Genomic DNA, 13,564 nt, shown 5'->3' with positions numbered 1-13,564 from the left:
AGGAGTCCAGCTTCGACTCGTATAGGGGCAGAGCCGCCTCGACGTCATCGGGGGTGATCGTCGGCCCGCCCGCCACACCCCACACGGCGTAGCCCAACTCCTGGATGAAGTACGGGTAGCCCTCGGTCAGTTCGACGGCGAGGTGCAGCGCACCAGGGCTGAAGGTCGCGCCCTCGCTCTCGGCCGGGTCGGCCAGCGCGCGGCTCGCGTCCGCGTCGCTCAGGCTGCCGATCCGCGGGAACTTGAACAGGCGCTCGGCGTACGACTTCGCGTCCCCTGCCAACTCAGCGATCTGGGGAAGGCCCGCACCAACCAGAGTGACCGGGAGGCCGCGCTGCACCGTCTTGTGCAGAGCCGCGATCAGCGCCTCGAGCTGGGGCTGGGTGAGGAACTGCACCTCGTCGTAGAGCAGGACCACCCCGCGGCCCTGCTCCTGCGCCGCTTCGCCGATCGCGACGAACAGATCGCTCAGGTCGCGGTGCAGGTTGCCGCTGTCCGCCTGCCCCTCCAGCGCAGCCACGTCGACGCCAGCCGTCAGCGACCCGGACGGGTCGACGGAGATCGAGAAGGAACGCAACACCGAGGCAGCGCGCTTGAGCCGATCGCTCCACCGCGCCTTCGGGGACAGCTCGAACAGCGCGGTCCGGAAGTCCGACACCAGGTCGCGGCGGAACGCGTCGTCGGAGTGCTTGCTCACCTCGCTGTCGATCACGACCCAGCTCTGCCCGAGCGCCTCCGTGCGGAAGCTTCCCAGCAGGACCGTCTTCCCAACCCCGCGAAGACCGGTGATGATCATCGACTGCTCGGTGCGACCGGCCGCCATCCGGGCCAGCAGCAGCGCGAAGGTCTGCAACTGGTCGTCGCGACCCAAAATCACCGGCGGTCGCGCGCCAGCGTTGGGCGTGTAGGGGTTGCGCAGCGGGTCCACACAGGCAATGTTATCGATGTTAGTTCGCTTTAGCCAGATTCTCTAAACCTCGGTAACCCCCCAAAGGCAATGGTGCACGAAGTCCGGGTCGAGCTGCGACACATGGCGCCATAGCACCCCACGGCTGGCGTGGCAGTGAAGCACCCACCCGGGACACCGTGCAGCCCAGCTGCCGGCGGCCGACCGGTTCCTACTGTTGTTACTGCGGCAGCGCGGGGCTCCAAGCTGGGTCGACGGGATGTCTTGGGGCCAACCCAATTGCCACCTGCGACATTGCGGTCACTGTTTCAGTTGTTGTTCCGGTTGTCGTTGGGGTAGCGAGAGGAGTACCATCTCGAACGTGTCCAGCCGCGAGGTCTACCCGAACGCGCCCTTGGTCCTGGTGGCAGCGGAGATCCGCCACCCCGATGCCGGCACGTTGAGCGACAGGGAGAAGCAGCAACTCAAGCGTGCGCTGGCAGACGAACTGCCTGTGGCTAGGCCGCTCAATCGCCCCGCTGGCATGGTCGCCACCATCGGTCCCGGCGTCGCCGCCCCTCAGTTCCAACCCACCACGGCCATCAGCTCCCCCCGCTTCCTCAGCCGCGACCTGATTACGAGCGCGACGTTCCATGCGGACGCCGTGGTCATCGAGACGACTGAATACCCTGGGTTCGAGGCGTTTCTTGCGCTTACCCAACGGGTGCTCTCAGCCCGGCTGAGCGTCGGATCGCTCGACGGGGTGGAACGACTCGGTCTGCGCTACATCGACGAGATCCGAGTACCCAGCGTCGGCGACACCAGCTCATGGAGAGACTGGATCGGACCCACCCTTCTGGGGCCGAACCACCTGGCTGATCAGCTGGAGCTGACGAACGACGCGTGGCAGGGCATCTCCACCTACTCCGGCAAGCTGGACGCTGGCGATTTCGAGCAGATGTCGCTCGTCCTGCGCTACGGAACCGGGGAGGGATACGCCCTCGCCCCCGACGGCGATCTACGGCGCAAGACCCCGCCGCCCGGACCCTTCTTCCTGATCGACATCGACAGCTACTGGGGTCCGGCCACACAGGCGGTTCCGGAGCTTGACCTGAACGCGGTCACGAGCGCGTTGGAGGCGCTCCACGGACCAGTGAGAACCCTGTTCGAAAGCTCGATCACCGACCGACTCCGAGACGAGGTGCTTCGCCGCGATGGCAAGTGACAACGACCTGGCCACAGCCGAGTCGCAGCTCGGCGTGCCCCGCCTGGAAGCAGCGCAGCGCTCCTCGACCCAGACATCGACTCAGCTCACGGAGAAGGCGGGCTTCCTACGCCATCAGGTGCGCCAGCTCAGCGACGACACCCAAGGGCTACACCTCGACACCCAGCTCAACGAGTGGACCGACCGGGCAATGCGTCGAGGCAAGGAGGCACCCCTCGAACTCCTGGGTCACCTGTCAGACCTCGGATTCTCCTGGCGAGACATCGCCCGCATGGTCCGCGTGAGCGTGCCGTCAGTGCAGAAGTGGCGGCGGGGCGGCAAGGTCACTGGAGACAACCGGCGCATGCTCGCCAACCTCGTCGCAGCTTGCGACCTGATCACCGAGGATTACCTCGTCAGTGAGGTCGCGTCCTGGTTCGAGATGCCGTTGGTCACGGGCATCCCGGTCACCCCCGTCGACCTCTACGCACAGGAGCAGTACCAGCTTCTGTTCGACTACGCGGGCAACCACACAGACACGGAGACCGTCCTCAACCAGCTGAACCCCGACTGGCGTCAGCAGTACAGCTCGGACTTCGAAGTGTTCGCGGCCGAGGACGGGCAACTGTCCATCCGGACCAAGGGCTGACATGCCCAGTGAGCTCGAGGCACCCCATGACTGGGGAGAGCTGTATCTCGCGCGTGGAGAGGACGTCGCTGATGAGCGGCCCGTCTTCACCGGAGACGTGTTCACTCCGCGCCCGCTTGCGGAGGGCCAGGCCAGCGAGGCCGTCGGTCCCTCGCAGCTGCTCGTACTCCAGCACCCCTGCGCGCTCCGCATCAACGGAGTTGACCTTGTCCCGCGCATTCTCGTAGCGGAGGTCGAGCCGGCACCGCTGCTCTCCACGGAACAGTGGAAGGGGAGCTTCAAGCTCATGCCACTGCCTGAGCTGCTGGAAGCCGTCGGAGGCGACTCCGGTCACCGCGCGGGCAAGTTCAACCAGATCCTGGTGGTCACCCCGGAGGACCTTGCCGCGTACGACCGTGTCGCCTGCCTTTCCGAGGTCGGTGTGAACCTCCTCCTTCAGCGGTGGGTCCACCACAACAGCCGAGTCATCGTCCCGACCCATCTCTTCGCAGAAGTCACCGCGGGGCCTTCTGCCGAAGCGGAACTGACCGAGGACTGGGTAAGCGAGCGTGTGACCCAGGGGGCCGACCCCGCCGCCGCCGAACACGAGTGTCACGACTTCCTCCGCAGCCAGCCAAGCGCCGACGGGCCGACACGGCAGGACGCCTTGCGCGACCCACAGAGAAGGTCCGAAGTCCGGCGAGCTGCGAGGGCACAACTCGCCCTGCCCTTGCTGCCTGCCTAGCCGATCGCCATCAACTCTACGCAGTTCGCGAATAGGGACCTGGGGGAGATGGCTGAGGCGACCAGATCAGCCCGCGTCGAGCTTCTGTTGAGCGATATCGAGGCGGCGGTGCAGCAGACTCGCGGACCCGAGGTACTCACGGGCGCTCTCTGGGTCCTCGTGTCCGAACAGTTCGTGAGCTCGGGATTGCGGATGCCCAGCATCGCACCGCGGAAGCTGAAGTGAATGCCCTGCATCTCGTCCAGCCCGCTCCGGCAATGCTCCGTGGACACGTCCAGCCTCGGCGGCTTCCCGGCGGAGTCATTTGCTCGTCGTCAGTAGTGCGCTCAAGGTCGCGTCCAGTGTCGCGTCGGGGTCGATAGCCCTGACTTGCTCGCGAAGTCGGTGGGCAAGCCGCTCGAGTTCGCAGCGGTCGCCGGTTCGTGCCGCGAGGAGCATGGCCTGGTAGGCGAGGGCCTCACTGGCGGGCTCCACGGTGAGTCCTGTGGCGAGTGCGGACCGAGCGGCGGTCGGTCTCCCGTTGTCCATGAGGTGGGTGGCGGTGTCGTGGGCGATGTCGACGATGGTGCTGATCATCGTCTGCGCGTCGGCCTCTGCCCACGCGTAGCCGGCCGGGTCGACTCCGAGGAAGGGGCGGCCGCGGACGAGTCTGAGTGCCGCGTTCAGCTGGTCGCCGTCGTCCTTGATAAGCCCGTGGCGGGCCAGACGGAGCAGGTCGTGCCAGTCGGTGCGCACGGCCGGGTGCAGCCGGTACCCGCGGCCGGAGTTGTTGCTGTGTTCGAGGTAGGGCCGCCCGTCGTGGTCGGTGCCGAGCCAGGTGCGGGTTCGGGAGATGAGGGAGTTCCGCATGTCGTAGGTGACGCGCTGGCCGGGCCAGAGTGCGTCGTCGAGCTCGCTGGCACTCGCGCCGGGGTGCAGGGCGAGGTAGGCGAGCAGCTCCAGTGAGCGGCCTCGGCGCGCCGTGGCGGGGGTGCTGGCGCCGGCGACGTCGACGCGGCCGAGCAGCATGATCCGGGGGGTGTCCGGGTCCGGCTCGAGGTCTCGCTCGTCGGCCGTGCCGGGGATGTCGGGCAGGGCCGCTATGACGGCAGCTCGCCGTGATCTCAGGGCGAGCGGGGCGGTCGAGATGAGCTGCTCGATGAGCGACTCGACGTCGTCGGCCTCCTCGGATTCGTCCAACTCGCCGATATGCGCGGTCGAGCCGGTCGCAGGCCGTTCCCAGCCGGGTGCAACCTCGGTGACGTACTCGGGTTGCTGGTTGGCGGCGTCCAGCAGCGCGAGCAGGGATTCGTAGTCGGTGTCGGAGAGCCGGGACGCGACGATGTGCACGCCGAGCGGTTCGAGGACGGCGTCCGCGTCGGCGTGGACGCGCATCATCCACCCGGTAGCGCTCTCCCGTGACGCGCTGGCGGTCGTGACGACGGCGACACCCGACCACGGTGCCGGACAGATGGCGTTGTCGTGCCCCAGATGCACCTCGGGAGCCCAGTGGTCCAGTGCGCGTCCGGTCGAGCGCGCGTCATGCAGGTCGGGCAGGTCCTCAGCGTCGAGCGCTTGGCGCACGGTGGCGAGCCGGACGTCCGCGCGACGGGCAGCGGCGGTGTCGTCGACGGCGGCGACGCGGTCGGGATCGGCGACGTCGGCGAGGTCGCGCAGATGGTCGGTGAGGATGAGCGTGGACGCCGCGGAGAGGGGGCTGGTGGCCAGCTCGACGCCCAGCGTCCGAAGGACTGCCGCCGTCGCGTGGTCGTCGCCAACCAGCTCGAAGGTGCCGGCCGCTTCGAGGTTGAGCAGGAACATGCGGTCCTCGACCGTGCCGAGGGTCACCAGGGCGGGATAGGCGACGATCCCGGACATCGACGGCGCGGAATCCTCACCGGGTGCGCTTTCCAGCGCCGTCGGGTCGAGCCGCCACAGAACGACGTTGTCGCCGACGGGCGCCTCTCCGGCTGGCGCGTTGGTGAACGGTGCAGCAGGGGGAGGCTCGTCGCCAGCGGCACCGTTCCCCATCGACACGTCGACGATGATGTCGAGCTGGTGCTGGCCGACGAGGACGGCCAGAAGCCGTGGCATGGGCCGTCCTGTGGTGCGGCAGCCGTCGGCCATCTGCTGCAGTGCCGACGCGACGGTGTCGAGGGTGACGGGAGTCCGGGCGCTGCGCAGGATGCGTTCCGCGGCGGCGGGGTCCCCGGTGGGCAGGGGGAGGCGCTGCCCGGGGCGGCGTTGCTGCTGCTGGCGTCGTCGTCGTCGGGCGAGTTCGGCGAGAAACCCGGTGGCGGTCAGGGCGGTGAGTCCGAGAACGATCTGCGACCAGCTCCTGCTGATCGCATCTCCGGCTTCGGCCTCCGCTGCCGGGGTGGCTGTCTGCTGTGCACTCGGCTCCGTCGGGGCGGGCGTCGCTGCGGCTGTGCGCTCGGGCTCTACTGCGGGGGTGCGGTGGGGCGGGGCCGTGACAGCTCGCGGCGTCGTCGGGGCAGGTATCACCGGTGCTCGACCGTCCGGCTCGTCGACGGGAGGCGCTTCGGGCGTCCGGGGTGGTGCCGTCGGTGCGGTCCCAGGAGCCGGGTCGGCGTCGTGACGGGCGGGCAGCAGGAGGATCCAGCCGGGCTGGATGAGCCGGGGGTCGTCGAGGTGCTGGCCGTCGGGCTGGGTGCGGTCGCGGTTGAGCTGGTGGATTTCCCGGTAGCGCAGGGGGTCGCCGAGCTGGTGGGCGGCGATGTCCCAGAGCGTGTCGCCACGCTGCACCACATAGGTGCGGTGCTCCGAGCCGCCGTTCTGCGTCGCCGGTTGCGGCGTCGGCTTCGGCGCGTGGGCGGTGTCGGGTGCGGCCGCGTGCTGCTCGGGCAGGAGCAGGACCCAGCCGGGGTGGATCCAGTGGGTGTCGGTGAGGGTGCGGCCGTCGTGCTGGGGGCGCCCGTAGTTGAGGCGGGCGATCTCGCGGAAGCGTGCGCCGTCGCCGAGGTGAGTGGCTGCGAGGTCCCAGAGGGTGTCGCCACGCACGACGGTGATCGTGAGGTCGCGAGCAGCCCGGCCCGCCTGATGGACCTGATCATTCGCATGGGCGTGCACCGAGGTCGAGGATGCGGACGCGCGGGCTGCGCCGTGGTCGGCCCGCGGCTGAGGCGAGGTCGGGGCGGCCGTCGGCTGCGCCGCAGGGCGCCCCGTAGCCGGGGCCGAGGTCGGGAGCTGGGCCGACGAAGCCGACCCGGTTGGTGCCGGGTCTGCGGCGACGGCCGGGACAGGCGGGATGTGTCCGGGTGCGGTACCGCTGGGTGCGGCCAGGAGCATCGCGGCCGAGGCGACAAGGGACGCGGCGAGCTTCTGTGGCGCACCGGCCAGCGGGAGTCGTGGCGTGGGCAGGCCGCGCAGCATCGCGACCGTCTCCACGACCACGGAGACGGCGAACACCGCCCACGCAGCCCATGCCAGCAGCGTCAGCGCGGTCAGCAGGAGGTGCCCGTCGTCGGGGCGGGTCAGCGCGGAGGTGATTGCCTGCCAAGACAGGGTGGGCCAGTCCAGCGCCGGGGCGACGACGAGCAGCAGTGCGGGAATGCCGACGATGAGCGCTGCGAGCACGAGCAGGGCGGCCACGGCGCGCACGATCTCGGCGCCGCGCCGGCGGCGCCCGGCGTGGGTCACGGACTCTGCCCCTCGGCTGGTCGCCAGGGTGGTGGCTCTGGTCATGGTGCGGCTCCGGAGATGCCGGGGACGAGGGTGGCGCTGGCACGCCCGTTCACGGTGAGGGTGTGAATGCCGATGAGGCCGAGGAACACGGTCGGGGTCGAATCGGTGACGGTCACGGTGACGGTGGTTCCGGTGGTGGTGACGGTCCCGGTGACGCCGCGGGCGGTGAGGTAGGCGCGGGCCGCTGCGGTCGCGGCGCGGGTGTCCAGGGTGGGGTCCTGGCCGGTGATGGCGTCGGGGACGTCGATGCGCTGCCCGGCGACGCGGGCGGCGTCGGCGGCCAGGGCGTCGGCGCGTTGGATGCCGCGGATCTTGGCGCCGCCGTCGACGACGAGGCCGATGAGGACGAGCAGCCCGAGGACGGTGATGGACAGGAATACCGTCGCCGACCCCTCATCGCAGCGCCCGCCGTTTCGGTGCCGCGTGGGACGTCGGGGGGTCATGACCGGCCCCGGTAGGTGTCCAGCGGGCTGGTCGCCGTCGCGGTGACCTGCCGCGATCCGGGCATGCCGGGCACGGCGAGACCGGACAGCGACACCGTGCAGGTGACGGTCGCGGTGACCGATGCCGGGCGTCCGACGGGGACGGCGAACCCGCTGGTATCCACGGTGACGCGCACGGTGGCGCAGTGCAGGTCGCCGGTGTCGAGCTCGCGGCGCGCGGCGCTGGTCGCGGTGCTGGTGGCGGCCGCCGGGTCGCGGGCCAGGGTCGCGGCGCGTGCGGCGGTCTGGGCGGCGTGGTCGACCGCCTGGTGCGCGATGGACAGCCGGCCGGCGACGACGACGAGGGCGAGCAGGACCAGCACGGCAGGAGCGAGGATCGACAGCTCGAGGGTCACCGACCCCGCGTCGGCGCGGCGGGCCGCGCCCAGAGCGTGGTCAGCGGCGCGCCGCTGTCCCGGGCGTCTGCCGGTCATGGGATGTCCGGGGTGAAGCGCTCGACCGGGACGAGGGCGTCCTGGGTGACGGTCAGGCCGGGGACACCGGGCAGCACCGACAGCGCCCGGCCGCTCACCTCGATCCGGACGAACGCGGTTGTGGTGCCTGCGGCCGTGACGGACGTCCCGGTCAGCGAGTCCCCGGCGTGGTCGGTGAGGAAGGACCGGGCCCGCGCCACCGCCGCGCCGGTGGTCGAGTTGTAGGCAGCGCCCGCGGCGGCGCCTTCCTGCGCTGCGGCCTGGGCGAGGTTGCGGGCGTGGAACCACAGGCCGCCCTGGACGATCGAGAACACCAGCAGCAGCAGTGCGGGCGCGAGGATCGCGATCTCCAGGCTCACCGACCCGTCCTGCCCCCGGGCATGCCACCGACGGCACCGGGCGGTGCCGACGGTTCCTGCCAGTGGGCGGGCGGGCATGGCTGCGGCGGGCCTGGTCAGTTGATCTGGTCGGTGCGGCGGGTGACGGCCAGGGTGATCGCGGTGACCAGCAGCGTCGCGACCGCGATGAGCCCGAGCACGATGATCACCAGCTCCAGGGTCGAGACACCGTCCTCACCCCGATTGCGCAGGGTGCGGCGGGTGCGGGCGAGGTGGCCGACGAGCAGGACGCGGGCGGCGAGCAGGGTGCTGGTCATCGGGAGGTGCTCCTGTCCGGTACGGCGTGCATGGGCGTTGCACGGTGGGATGGGACGTGTTTCTAGGAGAACAGGATCCGGGCGAAGGCGGGGTAGCCGATCAGGGCCATGAAGGCGATGCCCAGCAGGGCGACGGGGATGATCATGTGCTCGCTTGCGGCGTTCGCCTCCGCCGCGGACGCGGCCAGCAGCTGGTGGCGCAGCGAGGCGGCGCGGGCGCGCAAGGTGGCGTAGACGGCGGCGCCGTCGGTGCCGGACAGGCGCATGATGTCGGCGAGGTCACCGAGCTCGGGGACGCCGACCTGCTCCGAGAGGTCGCCGAGCGCGTCCCACGGCGGGCGCCCGGCGAGCTCGGCGCGGGTCAGGGCGTCGCGGATCCGCACGAACCCCGGCGCATCGGCGACCCAGGCGGCGCGCTCGAGAGCCTGCACGGTGCCGGCGTCGCCGGCGCGCTCGAGGGCGACGAACTCGAGGTAGGCGCACACCGCCAGGCGCATCGCGTCCCGCTCGGTCTGCGCGCGGCGGCGCAGGTCCGCGTCGGGCACCCAGAACAGCACCGCCGCCAGCAGCAGCGACACCGCCGCGGGCACGACGATCGGGGGCACGATGCCCAGCAGCGCGACCGCGGCGAGCAGGACCGGCGGGAACGCCAGCCCGAGCAGCGCGTAGCCGGTCTTGCGCGCCGCCAGCGTCGCCGGGGTCTCGCCGAGCAGGGCGAGGTCGCGGGCGTAGCGGTCCAGGTGCAGACGGGCACCGAGGTCGGTGAAGACGCTGGTGCTGGTGCGATGCCACCGCGACGCCCCGACCACGGCGACGGGTTCGGGATCGGCGGTGTCCAGGCGGGCCAGGGCCGCAGCGAGGTCGGGGACGTCGGGGACCAGGGCGCGGATCAGCACCGCGACACCCGCGCCCACGCTCGCGCCGGCGGCGATCACCCACGGGTCGATCACGAGTCCCCCCTTACAGCGACGGCCGGCATGCTGGTGAGTCCTGCCGCGTCGCCGAGTCGCGTCGAGCCGGTGGGCTGGAACAGCCGCGGCTGCGGTCGGGTCAACGTCAGCGCCCGCATCCACGCCAGCGAGGCGATGAACCCGCACGCGATCACCGCGAGCACCAGCTGCCCGAGCACGGTGCCGTAGGGGGCGAGGTAGGTGCCGTTGAGCGCGCCGACGGCGACCACGCCGAAGGTGATGACGGTGACCGCGCGGGCGGTGGTGCGGGGCTTGGCACGCTCGGCCTCGACCCGGCGGCGCATCGCGACCTCCTCGGCGACAGAGTCCGCGACCGCGGCCAGGACCCGTGCCAGGCCGGGGCCCCGACGACGGGCGCCCAGGATCAACGTCGCGACGACGAGATCGCCGGTGGCGTCGTCGAGGTCGTCGGCGAACGCGCGCAGCGCGGCCTCTGTCGACCAGCGCGCGTCCAGCCGCGCCGCCAACGCGGACACCTCGCCCTCCAGGCGTTGCGGGCAGGTGCGCACGGTCGCGGCGATGCCCTGCTCGAGACCGACACCGACCACCAGCACGTCGGACAGGCGCCTCGTCCATTCCTCCAGCGCCTCGATCCGGTCGATACCCGCGGCCGCGACGGTCGAGGTCCCGAGCAGGATCGGCAGGCCCCACACGGTTGCGGCGACGATGAGCGCCGCGACCGGCCACCCGGTGACCAGCCACGCCACGGCCGCACCCAGAACCGCGACGATGGCGCGCGCCGTCGACCCGGCCGGCAGCCGCCGCGGGTGCGTCGTCGCAGTGCGACGCGGCACCGGTGCGGGTGCGAGCGCGGGGAACAGCCCGGCGACTACCAGCAGCAATCCGGCGACAAGGATCGCGCCGGTGACCGCGGCCAGGACGGCGGTCATGACGGTGCCCCGACCAGGTCCAGCGGCATGGTCCAGGTGCCGGTGCGGTGGTCGAGGAACCCGGGGTCGAACCCGGCTCTGATCAGTTCCGGCAGGCATGCCGGTGCGTGGGTGGGGGCGGCGCGCCCGTCGGGTCCGGGGGCGAAGACGGTCGTGGTGGTGGGGCGGCCGAACTCGCCCATCCCGTTGATCTCCACGATGTCGGACACGAACCGGTGCCGCCGCCCCCCGATGTGGGTCTCGTCTAGCAGCCGGGCGTGGACGATGAGGTCCACGGAGCCTGCGACCAGGCGGTAGGCGAACGTGTCGGTCATCCCGATGTCCGCGGACAGGCACAGGGTGACCAGGCGGTCCAGGGCGTGCGCGGCGGTGCGGGAGTGGATCGTGCACAGCGACCCGTCGCCGGTCGACATCGCCTCCAGCATCGGGACGGCCTCGCTGCCGCGGACCTCGCCGACGATGATGCGGCGCAGGTTCATCCGCAGCGCATCCACCACCAGCTCGGACAGCGTCACCTCGCCCGCGCGGCGGCCCGAAGCGTCGCGTTCGCTGGACCCCTCGCGGGCCTCCATCGCCACCACCCGGGGGTGCCGGTCGGGGAGCTCGTGCAGGTGCAGCTCGTACTCCCGCTCGATCGTCGCGAACCGCTCCATCGGGTCGAACTCGTTGGCCAACGCCCGGATCAACGTGGTCTTGCCCGCGTTCTGCAGCCCGGTGACGATGATGTTCTTCCCCGACCGCAGCGCCGCGCGCAGGAACGCGACCAGCGCGGTGTCCAGCATCCCGAGGGCGATGAGGTCGTCAAGGTCGACGTCGCGGACCCGGTGGCGGCGCACCACCACCTGAGGGCGCGGTGTCGTCCACGCCATCGCCGCCAGCCGGGACCCGTCCTCCAGGCGCAGGTGCAAGCGCGGGTTCGCAGTGGTGAACGTGCGTTCGTTGCCCGCCACCCGAGCGGCCAGGTGCTGGAGCTGCTCGAGGAGCTCGGCGTCGGAGTCCGCAACGGCGGGACCGCGCTCCTCCCGGCCATCCGCATAGGACACCCAGACCTGGTCGTGGCCGTTGACCTCGATGTTCTCCACCATCGGGTCGTCGACCAGCGGCTGCAGCCGTCCCAGGCCGAACAGCGCCGACATGACCGCGTCGGCGAGCGCGAACTCCTCCTCCACGCTCCACCCCGGGGCGCCCGCGCGGGCCGCGTCGCGGGACCGGGCCGTTAGGACATCGGCGAGCAGGGAGCGGCACAGCTCCTGGCGGGCCGTCGCGTCTGTCAGCGGGTTCGCCTGCAGGCGGGCGGCGAGGCGTTCGGCGGCCTCGCGGCGCAGCTCACGGACCAGCCCGTGATCGACGGACAACCCGACGCCCGGGTCGGCTGCGGGCGGTTCGGGTTCGGGCCACGCGTGAAGCGCGGGGGCGTCGAGGTCGTCGACCTGCCCGGCGCGCAGCTGCTCGGTCACGAGCCCACCACCGTCGCCGCGTCGGGGGCCGTTACGGAGGTGTGCAGCAGCGACTCGTCGGACGTCGGGGCGGACAACGGCGTGCGACGCTCGGCGCTGTCGCGGAGCCGAGCGGTCACTGCGGTCGCGGAACGCATCAGCGCGGTGCGGGCGAACCACCGCCCGGCAGGCGCGCCGTCGCTGAGCACCGCCGCCGCCCGCGGATCCCAGGCCAGCGATCCGAGCAGCGGCAGCCCCAGGGAGGATGCGACCTCATCGGCCGGGTACGGGCGTCGCTCCCCGACGACCAGCAGCCACCCCCGCGGCGACGACGAGTGTGCCGGCTCGGCTGTGCGCATCGCCTTCGCGGCGGGGCGTGCTGCCGCGACCGCGCGCAACGACGACCCGGTCACGAGCACCACGAGGTCCGCGGCCGCCAGCAGCGATGCGTCAGCGCCGGCAGGCAGTCGTCCGAGGTCGACGAGGACCGACCAGCTCCCCTCGCCTGTGCTGTCGAGGTCGCGCAGCCGCGACCAGGCCGGGGCCGCACCAGGCCTGGTCGGCGGGAACGGTGCGGGCCCGGCGAGCAGGAGCCGGGACCCGGTCGCGTCGAGCGCGACCGCGGAACCGTGGACCGCGTCGAGCAGGTCGCTGCGTGCCGTCGCGACGGCGCCGGCTCCGGCGCCCGGCCCGGTCGCGCCCTGTAGGTAGCCCGAGGCCAGATCCGCGCCGGCCGGGTCGGCGTCGACCAGAAGCACCGAGCCCCCGTTCAGCGGCCAGGCCAGGGCCAGGGCCAGCGCGGTGGTGGTCGCCCCGGGCGCACCCTTGGCCGAACACACCGCGATCACGGTCATGACCCGGCCACCCGCGGCAGCAGCACCAGCGCGATGCGCCCGGTCGCGGCCCGCGAGGCCAGCGCCGGACCGTCCCCGGCCGCGACCGTGACGTCGAGCACCGACACCCCGTTCAGGTCAGCCGGGCCGACCCGCACGACAGTCGCCGCCAGAGTCGCGGGCAGCCCGATCGGCGGGTCGCCGTCCACGCCAGGGGTCTCGACGATGAGGACCCGGTCCCCCGGCGTCAGACCACCGGCGGGCAGCCGGTCCGCCTTGAGCGGAACACCGACCAGGACCTCCCCCGCCTTCGGGGGTGCTGCGTCGGTGAGCTGCGCGGGCGCCAGCAGCGACCCGGCCACGATCGTCGTCGCAGCGACCTGGCCCACGACCTGGTCACGCTCGCCCGCCGGGATGACGGCGACCCCGCTCGTGCCGGAGACCTCGACGGTCGACAGGTCGGCGTCGGTCAGGACCGTCCCATAGGGAACGTCGCGCGCCGCGACCAGCACAGCGACGCGGGCGCTGCTGGTCGACACCAGCCACGCAGCCGCGAGCGCTCCCACCGCGACCAGGGCCACGCCCAGGGCCAGCAGCCCCGGGCGGCGCCGCGGCCGTGGGGCGCGCAGCGCTGCAGCGACCGGCATCGCCCGCGTCGGCCCGTCGGCACGTGCCGTGCTCGACCTGCTCGTGGTCGTCACCGCCCCACCTCCCGT

General features: G+C 71.8%; 14 protein-coding genes. 3 read left to right on the top strand and 11 right to left on the bottom strand.

Going from position 1 to position 13,564, the window contains the following annotated elements:
• A partial coding sequence (locus ACFQGU_RS17555) for an ATP-binding protein (RefSeq protein ID WP_386768996.1) occupies positions 1 to 928 on the bottom strand: 928 nt, incomplete at its 3' end.
• A 340-nt stretch (positions 929 to 1,268) separates the two neighbouring features.
• Between ACFQGU_RS17555 and ACFQGU_RS17550 the strand changes: the two genes are divergently transcribed.
• The 3 genes from ACFQGU_RS17550 to ACFQGU_RS17540 are packed head-to-tail and all read left to right on the top strand — an operon-like array spanning position 1,269 to position 3,463.
• A complete protein-coding gene (locus tag ACFQGU_RS17550) occupies positions 1,269 to 2,111 on the top strand; it encodes a TIGR04255 family protein (protein WP_386768995.1) in 843 nt (280 codons plus the stop codon).
• Positions 2,101 to 2,739 carry a hypothetical protein gene (locus ACFQGU_RS17545; protein WP_386768994.1) on the top strand — a complete coding sequence of 213 codons (639 nt, stop codon included), beginning with the start codon at positions 2,101 to 2,103 and terminating at the stop codon, positions 2,737 to 2,739. The genes ACFQGU_RS17550 and ACFQGU_RS17545 overlap by 11 nt, the downstream gene beginning before the upstream one ends.
• A 1-nt stretch (position 2,740) precedes the next feature.
• Positions 2,741 to 3,463, top strand: a complete 723-nt coding sequence (locus ACFQGU_RS17540) for a hypothetical protein (RefSeq protein ID WP_386768993.1) — start codon at positions 2,741 to 2,743, stop codon at positions 3,461 to 3,463.
• Between the two features lie 300 nt (positions 3,464 to 3,763).
• Here the strand turns inward: ACFQGU_RS17540 and ACFQGU_RS17535 are convergent, their stop codons facing one another.
• The 10 genes from ACFQGU_RS17535 to ACFQGU_RS17490 all read right to left on the bottom strand — a co-directional run bounded on the left by ACFQGU_RS17535 (position 3,764) and on the right by ACFQGU_RS17490 (position 13,549).
• Positions 3,764 to 7,102 carry a LysM peptidoglycan-binding domain-containing protein gene (locus ACFQGU_RS17535; protein ID WP_386768992.1) on the bottom strand — a complete coding sequence of 1,113 codons (3,339 nt, stop codon included), beginning with the start codon at positions 7,100 to 7,102 and terminating at the stop codon, positions 3,764 to 3,766.
• Positions 7,103 to 7,143: 41 nt separating this feature from the next.
• On the bottom strand, positions 7,144 to 7,590 hold the full coding sequence (locus ACFQGU_RS17530) for a hypothetical protein (protein ID WP_386768991.1): 447 nt from the start codon (positions 7,588 to 7,590) through the stop codon (positions 7,144 to 7,146).
• On the bottom strand, positions 7,587 to 8,063 hold the full coding sequence (locus ACFQGU_RS17525) for a TadE/TadG family type IV pilus assembly protein (RefSeq protein ID WP_386768990.1): 477 nt from the start codon (positions 8,061 to 8,063) through the stop codon (positions 7,587 to 7,589). The genes ACFQGU_RS17530 and ACFQGU_RS17525 overlap by 4 nt, the downstream gene beginning before the upstream one ends.
• Positions 8,060 to 8,422 carry a TadE/TadG family type IV pilus assembly protein gene (locus ACFQGU_RS17520; protein WP_386768989.1) on the bottom strand — a complete coding sequence of 121 codons (363 nt, stop codon included), beginning with the start codon at positions 8,420 to 8,422 and terminating at the stop codon, positions 8,060 to 8,062. The genes ACFQGU_RS17525 and ACFQGU_RS17520 overlap by 4 nt, the downstream gene beginning before the upstream one ends.
• Positions 8,423 to 8,517: 95 nt before the next feature.
• The gene (locus tag ACFQGU_RS17515) at positions 8,518 to 8,718 is read right to left on the bottom strand and encodes a hypothetical protein (protein ID WP_386768988.1); all 201 of its coding nucleotides are present in this window, start codon (positions 8,716 to 8,718) and stop codon (positions 8,518 to 8,520) included.
• Between the two features lie 62 nt (positions 8,719 to 8,780).
• Positions 8,781 to 9,668, bottom strand: a complete 888-nt coding sequence (locus ACFQGU_RS17510) for a type II secretion system F family protein (RefSeq protein WP_386768987.1) — start codon at positions 9,666 to 9,668, stop codon at positions 8,781 to 8,783.
• The gene (locus tag ACFQGU_RS17505; RefSeq protein ID WP_386768986.1) at positions 9,665 to 10,579 is read right to left on the bottom strand and encodes a type II secretion system F family protein; all 915 of its coding nucleotides are present in this window, start codon (positions 10,577 to 10,579) and stop codon (positions 9,665 to 9,667) included. Before ACFQGU_RS17505 ends, ACFQGU_RS17510 begins: the two co-directional genes overlap by 4 nt.
• Positions 10,576 to 12,036, bottom strand: a complete 1,461-nt coding sequence (locus tag ACFQGU_RS17500) for a CpaF family protein (protein WP_386768985.1) — start codon at positions 12,034 to 12,036, stop codon at positions 10,576 to 10,578. The genes ACFQGU_RS17505 and ACFQGU_RS17500 overlap by 4 nt, the downstream gene beginning before the upstream one ends.
• Positions 12,033 to 12,869 carry a hypothetical protein gene (locus ACFQGU_RS17495; RefSeq protein WP_386768984.1) on the bottom strand — a complete coding sequence of 279 codons (837 nt, stop codon included), beginning with the start codon at positions 12,867 to 12,869 and terminating at the stop codon, positions 12,033 to 12,035. The genes ACFQGU_RS17500 and ACFQGU_RS17495 overlap by 4 nt, the downstream gene beginning before the upstream one ends.
• A complete protein-coding gene (locus ACFQGU_RS17490) occupies positions 12,866 to 13,549 on the bottom strand; it encodes an SAF domain-containing protein (RefSeq protein WP_386768983.1) in 684 nt (227 codons plus the stop codon). The genes ACFQGU_RS17495 and ACFQGU_RS17490 overlap by 4 nt, the downstream gene beginning before the upstream one ends.
• Between the last annotated feature and the right edge of the window lie 15 nt (positions 13,550 to 13,564).

The sequence above is a fragment of the Longivirga aurantiaca genome (assembly GCF_042660085.1).
Classification (GTDB): Bacteria; Actinomycetota; Actinomycetes; order S36-B12; family CAIYMF01; genus Longivirga; species Longivirga aurantiaca.
Note: the sequence above shows the minus strand (reverse complement) of the source record. Positions and strands in the feature narration are given on the sequence as shown.

What these genes read in the sequence shown, in the direction of transcription:
- ACFQGU_RS17525 (WP_386768990.1), bottom strand. Translation starts at nt 8,063, where the DNA reads ATGACCGGCAGACGCCCGGGACAGCGGCGCGCCGCTGACCACGCTCTG.
- ACFQGU_RS17495 (WP_386768984.1), bottom strand. Translation starts at nt 12,869, where the DNA reads ATGACCGTGATCGCGGTGTGTTCGGCCAAGGGTGCGCCCGGGGCGACC.
- ACFQGU_RS17540 (WP_386768993.1), top strand. Translation starts at nt 2,741, where the DNA reads ATGCCCAGTGAGCTCGAGGCACCCCATGACTGGGGAGAGCTGTATCTC.
- ACFQGU_RS17515 (WP_386768988.1), bottom strand. Translation starts at nt 8,718, where the DNA reads ATGACCAGCACCCTGCTCGCCGCCCGCGTCCTGCTCGTCGGCCACCTC.
- ACFQGU_RS17530 (WP_386768991.1), bottom strand. Translation starts at nt 7,590, where the DNA reads ATGACCCCCCGACGTCCCACGCGGCACCGAAACGGCGGGCGCTGCGAT.
- ACFQGU_RS17545 (WP_386768994.1), top strand. Translation starts at nt 2,101, where the DNA reads ATGGCAAGTGACAACGACCTGGCCACAGCCGAGTCGCAGCTCGGCGTG.
- ACFQGU_RS17505 (WP_386768986.1), bottom strand. Translation starts at nt 10,579, where the DNA reads ATGACCGCCGTCCTGGCCGCGGTCACCGGCGCGATCCTTGTCGCCGGA.